We start from the raw sequence: 22,516 nt of genomic DNA, 5'->3' as shown, positions 1-22,516 counted from the left end.
TCGAGCGGCTACAGCTCCCGGCTCTGATTGATCGCCCTGCCGCGCCCATGCCCTGCCAGCTGGAATATTGAAATCAAAACGCCGGGAAAGTGCCATTCAAATGCACGACGACGCCTTCTCGGGCGCCACTTACCATCGCTGCACTCCGGAGAGGCGAAACCAACACTGGCGTACCTTCCGGCCGGTGGGGCTGGACCCATCACACCGCGACAGTCGTATCAATAGGAGGACGAGATGAAAGCGGTCATTCAGTGCGGTGGAATGGGAACACGCCTTCGGCCGTTCACATCCATTTTGCCCAAGCCTCTCATGCCGATCGGTGCTCGACCGGTTCTTGAATTGCTTTTGAAGTGGCTGCGACGGAACGGCATTCAGGAAGTCTACGTCACGACCGGCTATCTGGGGCATTTGATCCGCACCGTATGCGGAGACGGATCACAGTGGAATCTAAGGATACGCTATACCCAGGAGCTGGAACCTCTCGGCACTATCGGCCCGCTCTCCCTGATCAGGGAGGAACTGGACGAACCGTTCATTGTTCTCAATGGGGACGTACTTACCGATCTCAGTCTCAGCCGGTTTGTGGCGTCACACCGCACTCACACCGATCCAGTCACCATAGCCACTGCTTCCCGCGTCATCAAGATGGACTTCGGCGTAATCGACGAGATCGACAATACTGTGAAAGTATTTCGTGAAAAGCCGACTCTATCTCATCTCGTAAGTATGGGAATATATTGCATGAATCCAGATGTTTTCCGCTTTATACCTGACGGCATCGCCTTCGGATTCGACGACCTCATGCTGCAGATGATGCAAAACGGCACGAATGTGCACGTCTACAAACATGACGGGCTTTGGCTGGATATCGGACGCGTTGAAGATTTCCAAAACGCACAAACCATTGCCTGGGAAGAGCAGTCCGCATCGATCGAGGTCTCGGCAGCGGCCGCTTGAGGGCTGAACGCTCGACCGCGCCAACATGAGGAGGTCGTAATGCTCTTGGTCAGCGCTCCTATTCTTGGCTTTCCGGAAAAGGCGGCCCTGGCCAAAGTTGTCGACAGTGGGTGGCTGACGATGGGGGACCAGGTACGAGCCTTTGAAGAGGCCTTCGCGGCCGTTCATGATGCGGTCGATTGCGTTGCCGTCAGCTCTTGCACCGCCGCCCTGCATCTCATTCTCCATGCACTTGGGATTGGGCCTGGAGACGAAGTGCTGGTTCCCTCGCTGACCTTCGTGGCGACCGCGAATGCAGTGCTCTACGTAGGAGCAACACCGGTATTCGTCGACATAGAGTCGGCCGAAGTGCCACTGATGTCTCTAAGCGACGCGGAAGCCAAGTGCACTGGACGCACCAAGGCTGTCATTCTCGTCCACTTTGCCGGCTACCTCGCCGACCGGGAAGAATGGCAGAGATTTGCCCGTGTGCGAGGACTGCATATCGTCGAAGATGCCGCGCATGCTCCCGGCCTTAAGGAGGTGGGGAGTTACGGTGCGGCCGCGGCCTTTAGCTTCTACGGCAACAAGAACATGACCACCGCGGAAGGTGGGGCCGTTATCGCCCGGGATGCACAGCTCCGTGAAGCGATCCGCCAGGCTCGCGGACATGGGATGACCAGTGGCACCCATCAGCGGCTGAACAGCCGCACGCCGCAATACGATGTGACGATGCTCGGTTTCAATTATCGCATGGATGAATTGCGCGCCGCTATTGGCTTGGTCCAGCTTCAGAACCTGCAGGAATGGAATGAAATCCGGCGCATATTGGTCGTCCTCTATCGACGTCTGATCGCAGACTATTGCTCAGCCGTAACAGTCCCGTTCGGCAAACCGCGGACCTCGGCCTACCACATCATGCCTGTCCTCCTGCCGCATGACGTCGACCGGCAAACGGTGATCGACCATCTGCGAACGAAGGGGATACAGACCACAATCCACTATACGCCCGTGCACCAGATGACGCTTTATCGCCAAATGTTCACTGAAATCCATCTGCCGAAGACCGAGGACTTCGCGCAGCGGGAATTGACGATTCCACTACACCCGCAAATTACGGCAAGTGCGATCGAGTCGGTGGTTGTTGCACTAGCCACCGCGATTGAAAGCAGCGGGCGTGCGGGAGCCGCGGCATGAACGCACTCGACGTGACGATGCATCGGCCCGCCGTAGCTGGAACCAGCCACGGAATTGCCAGACGCGCGATGGACATCATCCTCGCTGCAGCAGCGGGAATGGTACTCGCTCCACTGATGCTCCTGATTGCCGTTGCACTCTTTGTCGAAGGTGGTTGGCCGGTGTTTTTCGTACAGACGCGCCTGGGTGCCGGCGCAAAACCGTTTCGCATGTACAAGTTCCGCAAATTCAAGACAACAGCCGATCCTTTCGGCCTTGCGCTGACCATGAACGATGACAGCCGCATGACGCGGGTAGGCCGTTTTCTCGCGGCAACGAAACTTGATGAGCTGCCCCAACTGTGGAACGTTTTCACGGGGGACATGGCAATTGTCGGGCCGCGGCCGGAAAGCCTTGCCTTCGCCGATTGTTTCCGCGGCGGCAATGAAGCTGTCCTACAGTGGAAGCCTGGCCTGCTCGGCCCAACCCAGGTTCTCTTCCGTCACGAAGCCTGTTTTTACCCGCCCTCCCTTGATCCGCTCCTGTTTTATCGAGAGGTCCTGTTCCCGGCCAAGGCAACGATCGACCTCGCCTACTATCCGCGGCGCACGATTGCATCGGACCTCGTCTGGATAATGCGGGGCTTCAGGGCGGTTTTCGGCGTGTCCCTGCCTCCCGCGGCAAGTGGGTAGAGTTGGCAAGTGAGGAGAGTTTGGCATGAATGGATTGTTGTTCGTTCGCCAGTTTGACGGCTCACATGATCGAAGGAGTGCACGGTCGTGAACTATCACGGCAGGAAGGTCCTGGTCACGGGTGCGGATGGATTTATCGGATCCCACCTCACGGAAGGGCTGGTGCGCGAAGGTGCCGATGTCACGGCACTGGCCCTCTACAACTCGTTCGACAGCCATGGCTGGCTGGATGATTTGCCCGACCACGTTCGAAGCCAGTTGCAGTGCATTCGTGGGGACGTTCGTGACAGCGCCTTCATCAACCGGATCGTGCGCGGCCAGGCGGTGGTGTTTCATCTGGCTGCGCTGATTGCGATTCCCTATTCCTATGCGGCTGCCCAATCCTATGTGGAAACCAATGTTCTGGGCACCGTGAATGTCCTCGAAGCGGCACGCCACTGGGAAACCGAGCGCATTGTGCATACGTCCACGAGTGAGGTTTATGGCACCGCTCTGACCATGCCGATCCACGAATCCCACCCGTTGCAGGGACAGTCCCCCTACTCTGCATCCAAGATCGGGGCGGACATGATGGCGGCGTCCTATGCCAGGTCCTTCGATGTGCCGGTGGTCATCCTGCGACCCTTCAATACATACGGGCCGCGCCAGAGTGAGCGGGCCATCGTGCCGACCATCATAAGGCAGGCTCTGGACGAGAACTGTCCGGCGATCATGGTCGGCGATACCAGCCCTATCCGCGACCTTACCTTTGTGGAAGACACTGCGGCGGCATTTGTGGCGGCAGGGGCGGCCGAGCTTGAATTTGGCCATGCTTACAATGCCGGCAGCCAGCGCGCCGCCAGTGTCTCGGACGTTTTGGAGTTGGTGCTCGAGTTGAGTGGCACCAGGAAACCGGTCCGCCGCGATGAAAGCCGGATGCGGCCGCAGAACTCCGAGGTTCGCGCGTTGCTCGCCGATTCCTCGAACCTTGAAAGTAAAGTCGGATGGCGGGCACGTACGAGCCTGCGTGATGGTCTGGAAAGGACCATCGAGTGGTGGCGCTCGCGCCTCAGCGAAGGCCGCGTCCGGCGCGAAATGGGCTATATGACATGACCTTTCCGCGGCTCATACCAGCCATGCTGTTGATGGCCGCTCTGCTGGCACTGCACACAGCCGGAAACCGGCCGAGCGGTGCGGCAGGCACGGAGCCGTCAATGGATCTGCCCGCTTACCTGAAACCTGTCACTGATCCGGCGACGGGGATCAGCTTCACTCGGATTACCCGGCCCGGAGCTCTTGGCAGCGGAATTGTCTGCGGCAAGATATATTGCAGTCATCGTTACTCGATCGCGCAAGCCTGGAATGCAGATCAGAGCCTCCTCGTCCTCATGAACGGCTGCAACGGCATGTGTTTCCTCGACGGGAAAACCTACCTCCCTTTGTTTCATCGCAACAAGTCGGGTGAGTGCGAATGGCGCCCTCGAAAGGCGGAGATGATGATCTGTGTCGACGGTCAAAAGATCTCGACCTGGGCTCCCCGCACCAATCGTGAGGACATAGTGTATGCCGCAACGAAATATCGGGATCTCGAATTCGGCCCGTCCAAGGGAAATCCTAGTCGTGACGGCAACCGCATTGCCGTACGCGCGACCCGCGATGACGGAGCTGCCGTCGTCTTCGCATACGACATCGACCGGCGTCTGAAATACCCGGACATCGATCTCGCCCAGGTTGCCGGAACGACCAGTTCCTGCACCATTTCTCCGCTTGGAGAGAACATCCTGTGTTTCCAAAACCTGGTCGACGGCACCGAGCAGCGAGCCATTTTTGCAGTCGACGGCACCCTGCGCCAGAGGTGGAAGGACCATCATCGGCCCGGCCATGGCGATTTGACTCTCGATGCGGATGGCAGCGAGATTTACGTCGGAACCAGCAAATCCGCTCCGGACGAATATCAGGTGATCAAGCGTCGGTTGTCCGATGGAAAGGTCACGTCGCTCACGAAGTACGGTGAGGCCGAGCATACGTCGCTGCGTGCTTTGGACAGGCCCGAATGGGCATTTATAAGTTACGGGGGCAATCCCGATGAGGTTCGGAGCCATCCAAACTGGGCGCCATACACGCGCGAAGTGATCGCGCTGCGTGTTGACGGCCGTCAGGAGGTACGACGCATCGTGCAGACGCGAAACGCTCCATTTGACTATTGGAGCGAGACACATGCCTCACCGTCCCCTGATGGGTCGCAAGTGATCTGGTCGAGCAATTGGGGGGTGCCTGGTGGGCCGGTCTACGAATTCGTCGCCCGTCTCGATTGGCCGCAGCAGCCGAGCTTGAATTAAAGGGAGATTGCCATCAATGGCCTTCGTTAGCCGAATTTTCTTTGCAGCGCTTGCCGGCTGCCTGGCCCTGGATATCGCAGCCGCGGCTGAAGCGCCGGTGGCCTACAAGCTTTCCCCCGGCGACACGGTGGAGATAGGAATTGCCTCCATAGCGGAACGAACGCAACGCGCGATCGTCCAGATGGATGGCTCGATCGCGCTGCCCGAGTTCGGGATGATCCCGGTTGGCGGGTTGACGCCGGCCGAATTGCAGACACGCATGGAAGCGGTGCTGCCAACCAAGATCGTCCACCAGCGTCTGCCTGATGGACGGGAGCAAATGATCGTCATCAAGCCGAGCGACGTCACGGCCGTGATCGCGGAGTACCGGCCGATCTACGTCACTGGCGATGTGCTGACGCCAGGGCAGCAGGCTTACCGGCCACTCATGACAGTCCGGCAGGCGATTGCGGTCGCCGGCGGTTTCAGCCTTCTGCGGTCGCGGGCAAGCCAAAGCGGACCTGATCCCGTTGATCTGCGACGCGACTACGAGTCGATCTGGGGGGATTACATCAGGGACTACTTCCATGGCGCCCGTATCCGCGCCGAACTTCAGAACCAGGCAGAATTTGACATGCAGCCGCCGCAAGGTTCGCCCCTGTCGAATGCATTGATATCGGCGGTCGCGCAGGCGGAAGCGGAGGGCCTCAGAATTTCGCTGAACAATTTTCAACAGGAGCAAAGCTATCTCGACAAGACCGCCAAGGATGCCGAGGCTGAGGTCGAGGTTCTGCTCAAGCGCGAGCAGACGGAAGCGGCCGCGGTGAAACAGGATGAGGACGATCTGGCGCGGGTCACCAAATCGTTCGAATCGGGCAACCTGACCAACAGCAGGCTCGCCGACGTCAGACGTGCCGTGCTGATGTCGTCGAGCCGGGCGCTCGAGACCTCGGTTGAACTCATGAGAACGCGGCGCCAGCAGGAAGACTTCGTCAGGCAGCAGGAACGCAATGAAAATCAACGAAGGATCGGCCTTCTGAACGAGTTGAGGGACACCGACCTTCGCCTCGCCGAGACCACTGCAAGACTCCACGCAGCCAGCCAGAAGCTTCAGCCATCAGGGGCGTCCGCTCTTCCACTGCCGGTCGCCGGCGAAACCTTCCAGGCGCGGATCACAATAACCGGCGGGGCCGGCGACGCGTCGAGAAGTCGACCGGTCGACCAGGACACTGAGGTCGCGCCTGGAGACACCATCGAGGTGAGGTTCAGCAGCGAACTGCAGAGCGCGGCGATCCAGTAGTTGCGCGGACATGAAGCGAGCCGGAACCACGTGGTTGATGGCTCGCCTCACGGCATGGGACCGGGCGCCTGAGAAATCAACATGGGAAAATCAAGAAAGCAGGTTTGTCGTGATTGGTGAAATAAATGTCGCCAGCGCCTACAGCACCGGCCGCACCGACTTCATGGGACTGAAGTTGGTTGTCGCGCCCGGCGTGCTCGTCCCTCGCCCGGAGACGGAACTGCTCGGTAGCACCGCCCTCAATGTGCTTCGTGAACTTAATCGACCGGTACCGCGTGTCGTGGACATGTGCTGCGGGGCAGGCAATCTCGCCTGCGCCATTGGATACAAGGTCCCCACCGCGCGCGTCTGGGCGAGCGATCTCACTGACAGCTGTGTCGAAACCACCTGCCGGAACGTCGCCCATCTTGGCCTGGCCGGACGCATTTCGGTGCTGCAGGGCGACCTGTTCAATTCCTTCTCGGGTCTGGAGCTCGAAGGCACGATCGATCTGGTCGTCTGCAACCCGCCTTACATCTCCGAGAAGCGGCTCGAAAACGACCGCGCGCATCTGATGGAACTTGAACCGCGTGAGGCCTTCGCTGCCGGGCCCTACGGCCTGAGCATTCATATGCGGGTGATCAAGGAGGCGCAGCGCTTTCTGCGGCAAGGTGGCATGCTGCTTTTCGAGGTCGGGCTTGGCCAGGACCGGCAGGTCATGAGTTTGGTTGAGCGTTCCAAAGCCTATGAGAGCATTCGCGCGATTGCGAACAAAGCCGGTGAAGCCAGGGTGGTTTGTGCACGGGCCAAGGCGCCAGCGTGAGCCGCGCCATGGGTTTGCGCGCTCGGTTGGGACGACGCCCTTAAACCGTAGCCCGGCAATCAGTTTTCCTTGCTCACCACGTAACGTGCAATTCCCTGGATGGAATCGAAATTCTCAGGCAGAAGTTCACTGTCCTCGACAGTGATGCCGAATGTCTCCTCGACGAAGCCGATAACTTCAAGCACTCCAGTCGAGTCTATGATGCCCTGGTCGAGCAACGACGTTTCAATTTCCAGCGCACGCGGGTCGGCCACGTAGAAGTTTGACGCCAGAAAGGCGCGTATCTGATCGCTGTAGGTGTCAATTCTGTTGTTCGTGCTCAGCATTGAATTGGCCTCCGATCCAAATGATTTCCAGGTATCGCTTTATGACAGCGCTATTTTCTTGAGCTTGCCCGTGTCCGTCATCGGTAGACTGGACACAATTTGGATGGACTTCGGAATCATGAAGTTCTCCAACCGCTTCTGACATTCCATCCGCAGCTGCTTTTCGCCCATGATCGTTCCTTGCTCCATGACGACAAACGCTTTTACTGCTTGCCCCAGCAGGTCGTCGGGAACTCCAACGACCGCGGCTTCCCGTACTCCCGGGATTTCCATCAGCACGTTTTCGACTTCCCTAGGCGCCACCTTTTCTCCCCGCGATTTTATGATCTCATCGCTGCGACCGACAAAATAGAGGTAGCCTTCCTCGTCCATTCGGCAGTAGTCGCCGGTGTACAGAACCTGCTCGCCGGGCAAAGGGCCAGGCTTGAGCTTCCTCGCGGTAGCCTCCGGCTTACCCCAGTAGCCCTTCATGACCGTTGCCCCGCGGATGACCAACTGGCCGACGACATTGGGACCGACCTTTCGGTCATCCTCATCGACAATCCACATTTCGGTGTTCGGGATGGCGATCCCCACGCTCAACGGTTTTCGGGCAAGATCGTCCGGGGGAAGATAGGTGCAGCGTTTGCATTCGGTCAGGCCGTACATCGAATAGATGCGGGCGTCAGCAAACAGCTCCTGGAGCAGGCGAATGTGCTTGAGCGGCAGGGCCGCGGCCGTGTTCGTGACATACCTTATGCTTGCAAAATCATCTGCCTTCAGCGTCTTGAGATCCGACAGCGCGGCAAAGATGGTCGGCACGCCGGGAAAGCCTGTAACTCTCTCCCTTTCGATGATCGCAAGTATCTGTGCGGGGAAGGCAAACGAGCGCTCGAGGACCAACCGCGCCCCGGTACGGAATGCCATTATCATCTGATAGAGGCCGTAATCGAAGGCCAGGGGCAAGACATTGAGGATCACGTCGTCTTCGCCAAGCTCGAGGTACGAGGCGATAGACGTGCAGGCTGCCATCATGTTCCTGTGTGTCAGCATCACGCCTTTGGGTTCGCCGGTCGAGCCCGACGTGTAGATGATGGCTGCGAGATCGATATCGATGCGGCGGCGAGCCGGCGCTTTGCCGTGGCCGGCAGCCGCCTCATCCCAGCGCACGGCATGCGGCAATCCCCGGAGCTCGGCGTCGTCCACCTGACCGGAGACGATGAGCCGCCGCAGCGACGGACAGTTACGCGCCGGCTCGGTAAAGATCGGCTGCAAATGTTTGTCGGTGATCAATGCCGCCGGCAGGCAATCGTTGAGCAAATACCCCAGCTTGTCGCTCTTGGTGAGCGGATTGACGACGCACACAACGGCGCTCGCCTTGAGAACCGCCCAGAAGCTGACCACGGTCTCGACGGTGTTGTCGGCGAAGATCATGACGCGGTCACCGGGGGCGACCCCGGACGTGACGAGATGATGGGCGACCGCGTTGGAACGTGTCTCAAGCTCATCATAGGCGAGCCGGTGCCCGCCGCACACCAGCGCCACCTTGTCGCCGAGCCGGCCGGCCGAATGGCTGAGGTAGTCGTGCAGCAGAGGGACGGCGCCATGCATCATACCAGCACCTCTTCCCTGCGCAGGTGATCGACATCTATCCTGAGGTCGACCGCACGCCCGCTCGAAGGGCGGCTTGCGACAAACTGCTGATGGAGGAGTTGCGTCGACAGCACGCCGACCAACGCCATGTTGTCCGAGTTGGACAGATCCCCATCGCCGGTCTTGGCAGCGCATTTGCCCAGCAGGCGCGCGACCGAGTTCGGATCAAAGACATTCGCCGCGCGCAGGGCAGTCTCAGAGAGTGCTTCGCGGACATAGGCGGGTGCGCCATCGCCCATAAAGCAAAGTGCGTTGGGCGCCCGGTAGGGTTGCTTCTTGCGGGCCACGACTTCCGCGGGCACGATCGATTTCGCCACACGCTTCAGCACGTGTTTCTCATCCAGAATGCGCAGCTTGTAGTCGGCCGGAAGCGAATTCGCCAAGGCTACGAGCTTATCGTCCAGGAACGGGAAGCGCCCCTCGACGGAGTGGGCCATCAGCATCCTGTCTCCTTGCGAGGAGAGCAGGTAGCCCGACATCAGCGTCCTGATCTCAAGATACTGGTCCTGCGCGAGAGGACCCCATCGTTGAAACTCTTCGGGCAGGCGGCAGAGCAGGTCCGCCACCACGTCGTGACGCGCCGTTTCGGCGTGCATGTCGGCCGAGAACAGCCGTTTGATGGCGCTGGTGGTGCGCCAGCGGGTATCATGCGCGAAGCCGGGCGCGCCAAATGCATGGATACCATGTCCAAAGAACTGGCGCGCCATCGCCTGCTGCTTGACCGGCGAGCGGCTCAGATAAGGGTAGAGGCGTTCCAGCAGTCGCGCGCGGCGGGCGGATGCGGGCTGCCGCCCCCAGAAGCGGCGGACCTTGCCTTCACGGAACAGGTCGTAGCCGGCGAACATCTCGTCGGCCCCCTCGCCGGTCAGCACGACCTTGATGCCATGTTCGCGCACCAGCCTTGAGAGAAGGAACAACGGCGCCGGCGCGGTCCTGAGCATCGGACGCTCGGCGTGACGGATCACATCTGGGAAGATGTCGGCGATGTCACCGCGCGAAACCATCACCTCGTGGTGTTCGCCGCCACTCGCACCGGCAACCAGCCGCTGGTAACGGGTTTCATCATATTCGGCGTCAGCAAAACGCAACGAGAAGGTCTGGAACGGCGCGCCGGCGAAGCGCCTCCCGAGCATGGCGACAAGTGAGCTGTCGAGCCCGCCGGAAAGGTAGCAGCCGACCGGCACATCCGCCTTCACCATTCTAAGCGCCGTCGCGGCCTGCAAGGCGCTGCGCACTTGGTCCACCGCATCGTCCAGTGAGCCCGTGAAGGTGCCGTGGGCCGGGTCCGCGAGTTCGGGATAGCAAGGTTTCCAGAAAGCGTGCTCGCGAACGCTGCCATTGTCGTACATGCGGACATGGCCGGGGGTAAGTTCCTTTACTCCCTGAAATACGCCTTGCGGCGGTACGACCGTCCAGAGCGTGAAAGTCTGGTCGACCCCCACCGGATCGAAGGCCCGCGGTATTGCGGGGTCGGCTGCGAAAATGGCCTTCACTTCGCTGGCGAAATGCAGGCGGCCAGCGTGTTCGCACAAATGCAGCGGGCAGATGCCGAACCGGTCGCGCGACAGGACGAGGCGGCCCGTCAGCGAGTCCCAGATGGCGAGTGCCCACTGCCCGTTCAGCCGCTCGAACGCGGCCACGCCCCAGGCGCGGTAGGCATGCACGACGACCTCCGTATCGCTGCGGGTGCGGAAACGATGTCCCAGGGCCATGAGTTGTTCACGCAACTCGACGTAGTTGAAGATCTCGCCGTTGAACACGATCCAGGTGGTATCGCCTGTGTCGGCGAGAGGCTGCTGTCCGGTCGAGAGATCGATGACCGACAGGCGGGTATGCGCCAGCCCCGCTCGCTTGTCGCGGTAAAGGCCGCTTTCGTCCGGACCTCGATGGGAGAGCGCGGCCGCCATTCTCAGAAGCGCGGCTCGTGACGGAGGCTCCGCAGCCGCGTTCAGCGCCACAATTCCGGCGATGCCGCACATGGGTCAATCCCTGTCCATCGCAGCGGACAGCTGCGGCCGTGCGTGAAGGTAGCGTGCGGCGCGGCGTTTGCTGACGATATCCTTATAGACCTTCTCGACCTGCTCGGTCGTGAGGCCGGCGGCGGCGGCGACCGCGCCGGCCGAAATTCCGTGATTCATGCCGTAGAGGCACAAATCCATCAACTGATAGGGCAAGGCGAAGTAGAACTCCTCCTGGGTTTGCGCCATGGAAAACGTGTCCGTGGTCGGCGGCCTTGTTCGGACCTCCGTGTCAATCCCGAGATATTCCGCCAGCTGGTAAACCTGGGTCTTGTAGAGATGGACGATAGGCATCACATCGGCGACGCCGTCGCCCTGCTTGACGAAGAAGCCCTGGTCGTATTCGAGCCGGTTTGGCGTGCCTGCCACTGCATAGTTGAGGCGGTCCGCGTGATAGTATTCAGTCATCTTGCGAACCCGCTGCTTGTAGTTGGTTGCAGCGACGATCTGCAGGTAAGCCGCCGGCGACAGACGCACGGTGTCGATTTTTCCGTGCGGATCCTCGACCGTAAGGCGCGTGATATTGAGGCCGCTGCTCTCCAGCACCGATGCCATGACCAGCTTGCATTTCCAGCCTTCGCCATATCCAGGGACGGCAGTTCGGATGGCCTCGATCTGTCGGGCGTAGGCGCCAATGCCTTCGAGCGCCGGCTCGATATCTTCAAGGATGGTGTCGATGCCAAGCTGCCCAGCGACGCTGCGGCCAAGCCTCAACGAGTCGCCTGACGAATCGCGCTCCGGCATGAACAGGCCCAGTACCTTGTCCTTTCCGAACGCCCGTGCGCACACCGTTGCGACGACCGAACTGTCGATGCCTCCGGAGAGCCCGACGACCACTCCGCGACGCCGTTGTGTGCCGAGAACCTGTTCGCGCAAAGTCTCGACGATGCGATCGATCTCCAGCCGGGCATCGAGCGCCAGCACATCGCTGCTGAATTCGCTTATCAGGTCGATGACACTGCCTCCTGTTTGCGTGACTCGATTGAAGAGTAGGTCTCGGTCACAGCGTTTTCGATGAGTGGGCGATTGACGGTCAGATGAGGCTCCACGACCATGTCGATGTGGGTGCCGGCGATCGGAATGACGTCCAGATGGACGAATGCCCGATCCCACCCGAGTGCAAGGGGCATTCCGGGCCGCGCGCAACGGAACAAGGTGCCGGTGATCGGCAGTATCGGCCTAGGTTCTGTCAGCCATTGGAAGAAGGCGCGCGCGCGCAGAACTTCCTGCAGTTCCAGTTTGGTTCTGAAGCTCGTCGGATTGAACTGACCCTCGGCATAGCGGTCGAGGAAGCCGGCAAGCCGGGATTCGCAGTGCATTTTGACCGCGACCTTGGCAAGCGCGCGGCACGCCACCCGACTAGCCGATATACGATTGGTTCGGATCCGGTGAATTGTCCGGGTAATGGTCTCCCAACGCTTGCTGCGCTCGCCAACCAAGCTGGTATCCAGAATGCCCGTGAACGCTACCGCTCGCCCTTGATCAAGCAGACGCGCGGCAACCTCAAAAGCGACCGCTCCTCCGAGCGAGTGGCCAAGCAGGCGAACACAGCCGGTCGGCTGCACGCGGTTAATATGATCAATTGCAGCTTCGACCATTGCGGCGACAGTGTTCTGACCTTGCAGGATCATGCCCAGGGCCGGATATCTGATGGGAGACACCCTGGCGACCTTGCTTATTGCTGATGCGAACGACGCAAGGCTCGGACCATAGCCGACCGACCCGGGGAAAAGGAAAAGCAGCGGAGGCTCGTGTTTCCAGGCGGGCGCGTGCTCTCCGCCTCCTTGAGCGGAAATGACCGCTGCAACCATCTCATCGAAGCTCATTCCAACCGTGAAGGCTTCCAATCCGAGCTCTTGCCCGATCGCGCTTTCGATTTCCATCACGCAATGCAGCAGCTTCAGCGAATCTCCCCCCGCTTCATCCCAGCACCCCAGGGCGACCCGCGTTTTAAGGACCTTGGTCCAGGCACGCCGTACGATCTGATGAGCAGGAACTTCATTTCCCGCATGGGCGATTTGCGGTAGGGGCGTTGTTTCCCGCACCGAAAGGTCGATTGCAGCCAGCATTGCCATGTCGATCTTTCCGCTGGCCAGTCGCGGTATCTCGGCGCTTGCATGGAGCCGCAGCGGGCAAAGCGCCGGCGGCAATTTTGTCCTGGCAAGTTGGCGCAACTCGTCGCAAAAACTGGCTCCCGTCCCGCCGTGCGGGACGGCGAACGCAACCAGTTCATTCGCCGGGGTGACGATAACGACGGCATCCTTCACCGACGGCGCGCCACGCAGAACCCGTTCGAGTTCGGCCGGCTCAACGCGCCGCCCATTGACCTTTATCTGGCGCCCTTTGCGACCGATGATCCGCAACAGGCCATCACTCCCAATTTGCACAAGATCGCCCGTTGCAAAGATACGAAGCGTCTGGTCGGCGGGATCTATTTCAAACGGAACAACTGCCCCGTTTTCCCAATATCCGAGTGCGACATACGGGCTTCTGATCAACAGTTCTCCGATCTTGCCGGGCTGAACCGGGTAACCCTCTTCATCGACAATTGCGAAGCTGATTCCCGGAAGCAGCCAACCGACGGGAGCTGAGGAATCGAATTCCGGCCAATCGTGCGGCAAGAACCACTGCGATCCAGTCGTTTCCGTCGATGAATAGCCGATCTGCACCAGGCAAGTTGGCGGGACAGCCTTGCGCACCAGGCGGATGTCGGCCGAGGACACCTTCTCGCCTCCAATTCGGGCAACCCTGAGTGAACCAAAGGCGTCTGCGGGCTCATCCGCCAGGAGAGCGCGAAGCAATGCCGGCACTAGATACGTGATCGTTACGCCTTCCGATTGCATGCGGCCGCGAACCGCGCGCAGGCCGACGGCTTCGACCTCCACAAGCTGCAACGTGGCACCCGTCAGAAGAGCAGCAAGGATTTCCCGGCAACCGGCGATGGTTGCCGGGCCGGTCAGGGGCAGGAAAACATCCTGCGCATTGATGTGGCACGCGTCGACATATTGCTGCACTCGGCAAAGCAAGCTCCGCTGGCTGTTGACAATCCCCTTGGGGCGGCCCGTGCTGCCGGAGGTATAAAGCACGATTGCCGGTGCATCGACAGAAACGGTACGGTGTCCAACTGGACGAAGCGTTGCCTGCAACGATTGCGCTATCTCGATCCGGGCAACGTGCTGGGGCAGATCAAGGCCGTGGATGCCTTTATCGCCAATTATGGCGGAGAGCCTCGCGTCGGCGACGATTTCGTTGATGCGCGAGTCCGGATCTCGCACGTTAAGCGGTACTGACGGTCGACCGGATGCCATGCTGGCCAGCATTGCAACGGTGTACCAGACCGAGTTGGCCTGAAGTATTCCAACCGCATTTCCGTCGGGAACGACGGCTTCAATCCGGCTGGCCAAGGCCTCGACCGCCCGAAAAAGCTCGGAATAGGTCAGTCGGTTGGTGCCGTCGCTGGCGGCTAATTTTTCGGAATAATGCCCGGCGACTTCCCTCAGGTGATCAAAGACTGGAATGTCGACGAAGCCAGTTCCCATCCGTTGATGCAGACGTAGAACGGGCCCGCCCTCGTCAAGAGCATGATCGGGAACTTTTGACCATCGACAAGAGACCACCGCTTGGTAGTCAGTCTGCACCGTTCGAATCACCCTCGAAGATTCTAAATGCGCCAGAGACATAAGGGCCCCACGCTAGGATTGTTGCCGCTTATCGCCCCGCGGCATGATCTTTTCATCAATCATTCGGATGATGCGCCAGGCGGTCTTGATCGCTTGAATCGTTCGAAGTTGAGCATGCCAGCCTGCGCCCGCCCGGGCTGTGGGACTACCTTACCGAGATGTCGGGCTGTGCGCTGCTGTCCGCTTCGCCGGCGCCTGAAACGAAGCAATATACGAATACTTCTCCTCCAAGCTCATCCGTGACACGAACCCAGTTGTTTTCCCATGTCCGCAGGGTTACCTGGCGTCCTGTTGATATAGTCGCCGCCGTGAACGGGCTGGACGCATTGACATTACTCGCCGCAACTACGTCGTCCCCTTCCATTTGCTCTACCAGGTATGTTTGCATCACTGCTCCTGACTGCAGGGCATGGCCGGCTCAATTGCGTGTAGCTGGAGGCATGAACTCCCAACCGCAGGGAACGGATTTCGTTCCATGCAACAGGCAACACTACCGCCGGCAGTCAGCGTTCAGACTGCCCCTGGCAGGACCATGGCCTAGCCGCTGAATGACTTGGTCAGGACTGAGCTATGCTTTGGCGGAGGTAAGACCCTCGCGCTGCGCCGCATACTTCTGGAACAGTGCAATCTTGTCGGGATAAGTAATCCGGATTTCGCTGTGACACCCCTCGCAGCGATATTTGGATGCAACCTGGAACCAGCGCCCGGGTTTCAGCAAAGCCAATCCGCAGCGCGGACATTTGAACGTCATTTCAAGAGGGCATAGATTCTGACACAGCGGCATTTCGCAACATCCATAAGGGATACCTAATGTTAGGCAACGACAGCCGGCCGAAATCGTTCCTGGACGCCGTTCTTTTCGTCAGGCCGATGACCAACCCCGGACGCCGGGAATCCATTTGGGGTTATCCGCGATGCCAGATTCACTGGCGCAGGACTGAACTCAAGCGCACCCGATTTCTGGTGGCGTGCGCCTGAGCGCCGATCGAACGTTGTCAGAAGGTTTTATGAGAACACTTGTTTACCGGACCTCGGCACCGAGCGTGATCGCTCGGGGCGACGACGGGCCGCACGGTCGACGACATGACCCTAATCCGGACGCTGAAACAACGCCGCGCGCAAGCACAGGCAGGACGAAAGCAGCGCAACCAGGCTGCAATCCTTGAGCATCTCGCCTATATCGTTGTGCTCGGGAGCCGCGATCCCGACCGAATTGATGGATATGGAGGCGCTGTTGAAAGCAACCGACGCATCCCTTGGCGAAATGCGTCGGTTCCAGAAGCTTATGCGTGGCGGATTTCCGTTCCCAGCACCTTCAAACATTCGCGGATGAACGCAGCAAGCGCCGTCCAGCCTTTGGCAGAAACCATTGTCCCGTCCACATAGGCCTCGGTCGGCGACAGGTCGATATAGGTGCCACCCGCCAGTGTCACCTCAGGCTCGCAGGCGCCGAGTGCTGCGACCTTCTTGCCACGCACCACGCCGTCGACAGCGATCAGGATCTGCACACCGTGGCAGATGGTAAAGATCGGCTTCTTGGCCTCGTGGAAATGGCGCACGATCGCCTGCACGCGCTTGTCGGTGCGGATGTATTCCGGGCCGCGGCCGCCCGCGCAGTAGACGGCATGATATTGATCGAGCTGCCTCTCGGCTTCCGAGAAAGTCTTGTTGATCAGCGCATAGTGGCCGAGCTTTTCGGTGTAGGTCTGGTCGCCCTCGAAGTCGTGCAGCGAGGTCTTGATCAGATCTCCGGCGTTCTTGTCTGGGCACACCACGTGGATGGTGTGACCGACGGCTTCCATGGCTTGCTGATAGACAAAGATTTCGTATTCTTCGGTGAACTCACCGGTCAGCATCAGTATCTTTTTGCCTGGCATGGCTCTTCCTCTCAGTGTTTGAGCTAGGCAGAGCGCAGACCGCGCCCTGCCTTTCGGTGAAATCGGATAGGGTTAGAATGGCGAGTCGGGGAAATAGTATTCCTTGGCGTTGGCTTGGGTGATCAACGGCGCGTCGAGCTTGACGGTGCCACGGACGGGTGCCTGGCCGATCAGGTTGGCGACGGTCATGTAGATCGCGGTCTTGATCATCGACGGCGGATATGGCGTCTCGACCGGCGTCATGGCGTCGCCGTCGATCACTTTCTTGACGATGTCCTTCATGCCGTTGCCACCGAGCGCCAGCTTGATATCGGTCCGGCCCGACTGCTTGACCGCCTCGAGCACGCCAAGCAGCATGTCGTCGTCATTGGCCCACACTGCATCGATATGCGGGTACTTGGCCAGATAGTCCTGCATCAGCTTGAAGGCCTCGTCGCTGTTCCAATGCGCGTACTGGATGTCGAGGACTTTCAGATCAGTGCCCTTGATCGTGTCCTGAAAACCCTTGATGCGCTCGTCGTCGATGACGGTCGGAATGCCGCGCAGCACAACGACGTCGCCCTTGCCGCCAAGCTTGTCGATCATGAACTTGGCTGTGTTGGTGCCAACCGCGATATTGTCGCCGGCGAGGTAAAGATCCTGGACGGAGGCGTCAGTCAGACCGCGATCGACGACGGTGATGAACGTGCCCATGTCCTTGATAGCCTTGACCGGCTGAGTCAGCTCTTCCGAGCTGTAAGGCAGGATCACCAAAGCGTCCAACTTGCGGCTGGCCGACAGGTCCTCAAGCGCGCTGACCTGCTCCGCCGCGGACGGCGACGTCTTCACGACCACTTCGACGTTCGGGAACGCGGCGTTGATTTCCTTGGCCGCCGCCTGTGCGTGATAGACGATGCCCGCCGTCCAACCGTGGTCGGCTGCCGGTATCGACACCGCGATGACCTTCTTGTCTTGCGCCATGGCCTGACCGGCCAGCAGCAGCGCGCCAAGTGCCGCCGCCGCAATCCATTTTCTACTGAACATTGTCTTCTCCCTTGGACCTACAAGAACGTTAATCCGCGTGGTCCGGACGCGGCGCTATTTCGAATTCGAAAACCGCTGAATGAGCATGGCGATGATGATGATGACGCCCTGAACAGCGGCAACGAGGTATTCGGAGACGAAGTCCGACAGCACCATGAGGTTGGCGATGAGCTCCAGGATGACGGCGCCGGCGACTGTTCCCCACACATGGCCCTTGCCGCCGCGCAGCGCGGTGCCGCCGATCACCACGGCTGTGATGACCTGCAGTTCCCAAAGCTGTCCGGTCGTCGGCGTTGCAGCGCCCAGGCGCGGCACGTAGCAGATCGCGGCAAGGGCCACGCAGGCACCCTGGACGATATAGGCCACGGTCCGTGTCCTGATCACCGAGATGCCGGAATAACGGGCGACATCCTCATTGGCGCCGACCGCCGCGCATTTGCGGCCGTATTTCATCTTGTACAGGATGAAGGATGCGACCGCGGCGACGGCGACGGATATGAGGATAGGAACCGGGATGCCGGCAACCGTGCCGAAATAGACAGGCCGGTAGGCCTCGCGCAGCGACCGGTCGATCGGTATCGTGCCGCCGTCGGTCAGATAGGTTATCAGCGCCCGGAAAATCCCCATCGTGCCCAGCGTGGCGATAAACGGTTCGATCCTGCCGACCGTGACGATGAGGCCGTTGGCAAGCCCGCACAGCAGGCCGACCAGGATCGCCACCGCCATGCCAGCGGGAATAGCCCAGATACCGGCATGCGGCGCCACCGTGTTCATGAACATGATGGTGATGCCGGTGATGAAGGCGGCCATCGAGCCGACGGAAAGATCGAGCCCGCCGGACGAGATCACAAATGTCGCGCCGACCGCGATAATGGCGATGAAGGCGCTGCGGGTGATGACGTTGGCGAGATTGGTGGCGGACAGGAAATCGGGGTTGATGAGGTAACCCACGACCAGGAGGGCCGCCAGCGCAAGGAAGGGCCCGATGTCGGTCCAACTGACATTGAGATCCAGGGGGCGACGCCTGGGTGCGGATTCGGTCATGACAGCCATTCTGTGCCTCCCTTGGCTTTTGGCCCTGGCTTGGGGCCACTGGTCGCCAGTACCGCCACGTTGCTTTCGGTCATTTCGGCGCCGCTGACCTCGCCGGTGATGCGGCCTTCGCGCATCACCAGGATGCGGTCGCAGATGCCGATCAGTTCCTGCATCTCCGAAGAGATGACGATGCAGGCCTTGCCCTTGGCCACAAGCTCCTGGATGAAGGCATAGATCTGCGCCTTGTTGGCGATGTCGATGCCACGCGTGGGCTCGTCGATAATGACCACCGAAGGATCGGTCAGCAGCACCTTCGCCAGCAGCAGCTTCTGCTGATTGCCCCCGGAAAGCTGGCCCGCTTTGGCGCCGAGGCTCTTCAGCCTGATGTCATATGCCTCCACGGCCTGTTCCAAGGCCTCCGCTTCGCGGCGCCGACCCATCGAGAGGCCCCGATGGAACACACCGAGCGCCGACAGCGTCAGGTTAGGCGCCAGGCGCTCCTGTAGCAGCAGTCCCTTGCCCTTGCGATCCTCGGTCAGGTAACCGACGCCGGCGTCGATCGCCGCGCGCGGCGATTGGAAATGGATCGACTTGCCCTCAAGTTCGACCTTGGCGGCCGCCGGGCGCAGGCCGATAATGCCCTCGAAGAGTTCGGTTCGACCTGCGCCGACCATGCCGGCGAACCCGAGGATCTCGCCTTTGTGGACCGTGAACGACACGTCCTCCGCATAGCCGGGAACGGAGGCGTTCCTCACGCTCAGCATCGGTACATCCGAAGGCGCTGCGGTCCTTTCAGGATAGAGTGCGGCCAGTTCGCGACCGACCATCAACCGCGCCATATCCATCTGGCTCAGCGTCTTGCCGGGATAGGTGCCGACCATCTTGCCGTCGCGCAGAACGGTCACTTTGTCGGCGACCCGTTGCACCTCGTCCAACCGGTGGCTGATATACAGCACGGCGGTGCCGTGAGCCTTCAGTCGCAGGACGATCTCCAGAAGGCGCTCGACCTCGCCACCGGTCAGAACGGCGGTCGGCTCGTCGAAGATAACCAATTTATAGTCGTCAAGCAGAGCACGAGCGATCTGCACCATCTGCCGGTCTGCCAGCGAGACGTCTCGCACCAGTGCCCTTGGCGAGACCGCGCAGCCGATCTGCGCCAGTTTGTCGGCCGCCAGCCGGCGCATGGTGCGGTCATCCACGACGAGGCCACGCGAAAGCTCTCGCCCGAGAAACAGATTGTCGGTGACCGTGAGCCCCTCTGCGAGCAGGATCTCCTGATGGACCAAGGCGATACCGGCATCCTGTGCCTGGCTGGGCTTGGCAAATTTCACCGCGTGTCCGTTCATCGACAATGTGCCATGGCTTGGCTCGACATAGCCGGACAGCAGCCGCATCAACGTCGACTTGCCGGCACCGTTCTCGCCAATGATGGCGTGGACCTCACCGGGCAGGATGTCCAAAGTGACGTCCGACAACACCGTCACCGGGCCGTATTGCTTGGACAATTGCTGGGCGCGCAGCACCGGTTCGAGCGAACCATGCGCATTGCTGGACAACGTGCTCCCGCCCTCCCCGGCGATATTGGCGGCAATGGACATCCGTTCCGACCTCAATCGAATGCCGGGAGCAGGCGATCGCGCGAGTGCTCTATATGGATGCGCATCGCCTTTGCGGCGGCATCGGGATCGGCAGAGCCGAACGCGGCAAGAATCGCCTCATGTTCGTCAAGTGCCTCCTCGGTCACACGTGCATGAAACATCAGGCGGAAGATGTGGAAGTGCGTGTGCTGGTGGCTCAACGTCTCTCGGATGAGTTCGTTTTGAGAAAACTCCAAGATCTTGTCGTGGAAGATCGCATCCTGCCTGGCGAAGTTCGAATAGCGTACGCGATCATCCTTGCCTTCGCGGCGTGACATCACGCCGGCGGCTTCGAGCAACACATTGAACTTGGCCTCGTCCATCATTACGGCGGCCTTTGCGGCGCCATGCGGTTCGAGCAGCAGACGCATTTCGTACAATTCGTCGAAACGGCGCCGGGTGATCTGGGGTGCAGCACGATAACCGATCAAATGCGTCTTGAGGACGAGGCCTTCGCCTTCGAGCCGGCCAAGGGCTTCGCGGATCGGCGTGTGCGAGACGTTGAATTCCTTGACCAGGCTATCGACTGTAATACGTGAGCCTGGCGGGATTTTCAGCGCCATCAACTGCGCGAAGATGGCTTCATAGACATCTTCGACGAGACTGTTGGCGCGCTGGATGCGACCAGCTCCAATAGTGGCGTCGCTTGGGTCGGGTAAGTTTGCGGTCTGCATATTTTGCCTCTTGACAGTGAGGACTGCTAACACGATGGTTCCGTCCATGCAATCCTATATCCTATACGATTTTAAAGCGGATATGTTTTAGGGGCAAGAGACACGTTCTTAGACCGTCCGATCCCAAGCCCAGTTCAATGCCTCCGTTTCCAGTCAGCCGCCGTCAAAGGACCGATCATGACCCTCTTCGCCGCCCTGCGGTTGCCGCGTGAAATCCTGTTCGGGAAAGGGCAGCGCCATGTGCTGCCGACGGTCGCCGCCCGGTTCGGCCGACGCGCGCTGGTCTGCACCGATGAGCGTTTCGCGGGCACAACGGTATTCGTCGACATCATCAAGTCCCTTCAATCAGCCTCGATCGAAGTCCTTGTGCATGACCGCGTTCTGCCCGACGTGCCACGCGACACGGTCGGCATCTGTGTCGAGGAAGCGAAGGGGTTCAGGCCGGACATGGTGATCGGCATCGGCGGCGGCAGCTGTCTCGATTTCGCCAAATGCGCCACGCTGCTTCTCAGCCATGGCGGCAAGCTCCAGGACTATTACGGGGAGTTCAAGGTGCCGGGTCCGACGCTGCCGCTGATCGCCGTACCCACCACGGCCGGCACCGGCTCCGAGGTGACGCCGGTCGCGGTGATTTCCGACCCGGACCGGACGCTCAAGGTGGGCATATCGAGCCCTCACCTTATCGCCGCAGTCGCCCTGTGCGACCCCGAACTGACAATGACCTGCCCCCCTGGCCTGACCGCGATCGCCGGCGCTGACGCTTTGACCCATGCGATCGAGGCCTTCACCGCCATGCGGCGCGGTGAAGACCCCAATCTGCCGCAACAGCATGTCTTCATCGGCAAGACTGCCCTGACCGACCATTTCGCGTTGCTCGCGATAAAACTGCTTGGCCGGAGTCTGGAGAAAGCCTGCAGCGACGGCACCGATGCCGACGCGCGTGCCGATGTCATGATGGGCGCTCTGGCAGCGGGCTGCGCATTCGGCACCGCCGGAACGGCGGCGGCGCATGCCGTGCAATATCCGGCAGGCGCCCTCACCCACACCGCCCATGGTTTGGGCGTGGCGACAATGATGCCTTACGTAATGACCTATAACAGCCGCGTCGCCGCTGACGAGATGGCAGAGATCGGCGCGGCACTTGGCTTGGAGACGAAGGCGAGAACCACCGCCCAGATGGCAGCCGCCACGATCGAGGAGATCAGGCGATTGTTCGCGGCGATCGGCATTACGCCAACACTGGCGGATCTAGGCCTCCCTGCCGACAAGCTTGACTGGACCGCCGAGCAAGCGCTCGGCATCGACCGCCTGATCAAGAACAATCCGCGTGCTTTCGATCTCGGCACGATGCGACGCCTCGTTCAGGCTGCCCATGACGGCGACCTCGCCGCCTGCGTTATGTGAAAACGGA

General features: G+C 60.3%; 18 protein-coding genes. 8 read left to right on the top strand and 10 right to left on the bottom strand.

The genetic code is table 11. From position 1 onward, the window contains the following. Positions 1 to 234: 234 nt before the first annotated feature. From EOA13_RS17350 to EOA13_RS17320, 7 genes are all read left to right on the top strand, one after another. Positions 235 to 957: a sugar phosphate nucleotidyltransferase gene (locus EOA13_RS17350; RefSeq protein ID WP_023808950.1), complete on the top strand. Its 723-nt coding sequence runs from the start codon at positions 235 to 237 to the stop codon at positions 955 to 957. 39 nt (positions 958 to 996) lie between these two features. Next, entirely contained in the window at positions 997 to 2,133 is a 1,137-nt protein-coding gene (locus tag EOA13_RS17345) for a DegT/DnrJ/EryC1/StrS aminotransferase family protein (RefSeq protein ID WP_127294359.1), read from the top strand. After that, entirely contained in the window at positions 2,130 to 2,804 is a 675-nt protein-coding gene (locus tag EOA13_RS17340) for a sugar transferase (RefSeq protein ID WP_127267500.1), read from the top strand. The genes EOA13_RS17345 and EOA13_RS17340 overlap by 4 nt, the downstream gene beginning before the upstream one ends. Before the next feature lie 87 nt (positions 2,805 to 2,891). Beyond that, positions 2,892 to 3,896: an SDR family NAD(P)-dependent oxidoreductase gene (locus EOA13_RS17335; protein WP_127294357.1), complete on the top strand. Its 1,005-nt coding sequence runs from the start codon at positions 2,892 to 2,894 to the stop codon at positions 3,894 to 3,896. Between the two features lie 101 nt (positions 3,897 to 3,997). Next, complete coding sequence (locus tag EOA13_RS17330; RefSeq protein WP_348629759.1) at positions 3,998 to 5,122, top strand: hypothetical protein; 1,125 nt, start codon at positions 3,998 to 4,000, stop codon at positions 5,120 to 5,122. 16 nt (positions 5,123 to 5,138) lie between these two features. Continuing rightward, positions 5,139 to 6,401, top strand: coding sequence for a polysaccharide biosynthesis/export family protein (locus tag EOA13_RS17325; protein WP_127294353.1), 1,263 nt, complete (start codon positions 5,139 to 5,141; stop codon positions 6,399 to 6,401). A gap of 109 nt (positions 6,402 to 6,510) precedes the next feature. Further along, on the top strand, positions 6,511 to 7,203 hold the full coding sequence (locus EOA13_RS17320; RefSeq protein ID WP_164780129.1) for a class I SAM-dependent methyltransferase: 693 nt from the start codon (positions 6,511 to 6,513) through the stop codon (positions 7,201 to 7,203). A 59-nt stretch (positions 7,204 to 7,262) separates the two neighbouring features. Here the strand turns inward: EOA13_RS17320 and EOA13_RS17315 are convergent, their stop codons facing one another. From EOA13_RS17315 to EOA13_RS17260, 10 genes are all read right to left on the bottom strand, one after another. Next, a complete protein-coding gene (locus EOA13_RS17315) occupies positions 7,263 to 7,529 on the bottom strand; it encodes an acyl carrier protein (RefSeq protein WP_127294349.1) in 267 nt (88 codons plus the stop codon). Positions 7,530 to 7,568: 39 nt separating this feature from the next. After that, on the bottom strand, positions 7,569 to 9,122 hold the full coding sequence (locus tag EOA13_RS17310) for an AMP-binding protein (protein ID WP_164780119.1): 1,554 nt from the start codon (positions 9,120 to 9,122) through the stop codon (positions 7,569 to 7,571). After that, positions 9,119 to 11,140 carry an asparagine synthase (glutamine-hydrolyzing) gene (gene asnB, locus EOA13_RS17305; protein ID WP_127294347.1) on the bottom strand — a complete coding sequence of 674 codons (2,022 nt, stop codon included), beginning with the start codon at positions 11,138 to 11,140 and terminating at the stop codon, positions 9,119 to 9,121. The genes EOA13_RS17310 and asnB overlap by 4 nt, the downstream gene beginning before the upstream one ends. A 3-nt stretch (positions 11,141 to 11,143) precedes the next feature. Further along, positions 11,144 to 12,127, bottom strand: coding sequence for an NAD(+) synthase (nadE, locus tag EOA13_RS17300; protein ID WP_164780127.1), 984 nt, complete (start codon positions 12,125 to 12,127; stop codon positions 11,144 to 11,146). Next, positions 12,124 to 14,859: an AMP-binding protein gene (locus EOA13_RS17295; RefSeq protein WP_245490408.1), complete on the bottom strand. Its 2,736-nt coding sequence runs from the start codon at positions 14,857 to 14,859 to the stop codon at positions 12,124 to 12,126. Before EOA13_RS17295 ends, nadE begins: the two co-directional genes overlap by 4 nt. A 1,283-nt stretch (positions 14,860 to 16,142) precedes the next feature. Further along, positions 16,143 to 16,736, bottom strand: coding sequence for a DJ-1/PfpI family protein (locus EOA13_RS17280; protein WP_013533129.1), 594 nt, complete (start codon positions 16,734 to 16,736; stop codon positions 16,143 to 16,145). A 72-nt stretch (positions 16,737 to 16,808) separates the two neighbouring features. Beyond that, entirely contained in the window at positions 16,809 to 17,759 is a 951-nt protein-coding gene (locus tag EOA13_RS17275) for a substrate-binding domain-containing protein (protein WP_127294343.1), read from the bottom strand. A 54-nt stretch (positions 17,760 to 17,813) separates the two neighbouring features. After that, positions 17,814 to 18,803, bottom strand: a complete 990-nt coding sequence (locus EOA13_RS17270; RefSeq protein ID WP_245490411.1) for an ABC transporter permease — start codon at positions 18,801 to 18,803, stop codon at positions 17,814 to 17,816. Continuing rightward, positions 18,800 to 20,392 (bottom strand): sugar ABC transporter ATP-binding protein, encoded by a 1,593-nt coding sequence (locus EOA13_RS17265; protein WP_127294339.1) that lies wholly within the window; start codon positions 20,390 to 20,392, stop codon positions 18,800 to 18,802. Before EOA13_RS17265 ends, EOA13_RS17270 begins: the two co-directional genes overlap by 4 nt. Positions 20,393 to 20,403: 11 nt before the next feature. Continuing rightward, entirely contained in the window at positions 20,404 to 21,105 is a 702-nt protein-coding gene (locus EOA13_RS17260; protein ID WP_127294397.1) for a GntR family transcriptional regulator, read from the bottom strand. Between the two features lie 177 nt (positions 21,106 to 21,282). On the opposite strand from EOA13_RS17260, the gene EOA13_RS17255 reads away from it, so the two are divergent. Continuing rightward, complete coding sequence (locus EOA13_RS17255) at positions 21,283 to 22,509, top strand: iron-containing alcohol dehydrogenase (RefSeq protein WP_127294337.1); 1,227 nt, start codon at positions 21,283 to 21,285, stop codon at positions 22,507 to 22,509. Positions 22,510 to 22,516: the final 7 nt, after the last annotated feature.

Source organism: Mesorhizobium sp. M7A.F.Ca.US.011.01.1.1, assembly GCF_003998295.1.
Classification (GTDB): Bacteria; Pseudomonadota; Alphaproteobacteria; order Rhizobiales; family Rhizobiaceae; genus Mesorhizobium.
Note: the sequence above shows the minus strand (reverse complement) of the source record. Positions and strands in the feature narration are given on the sequence as shown.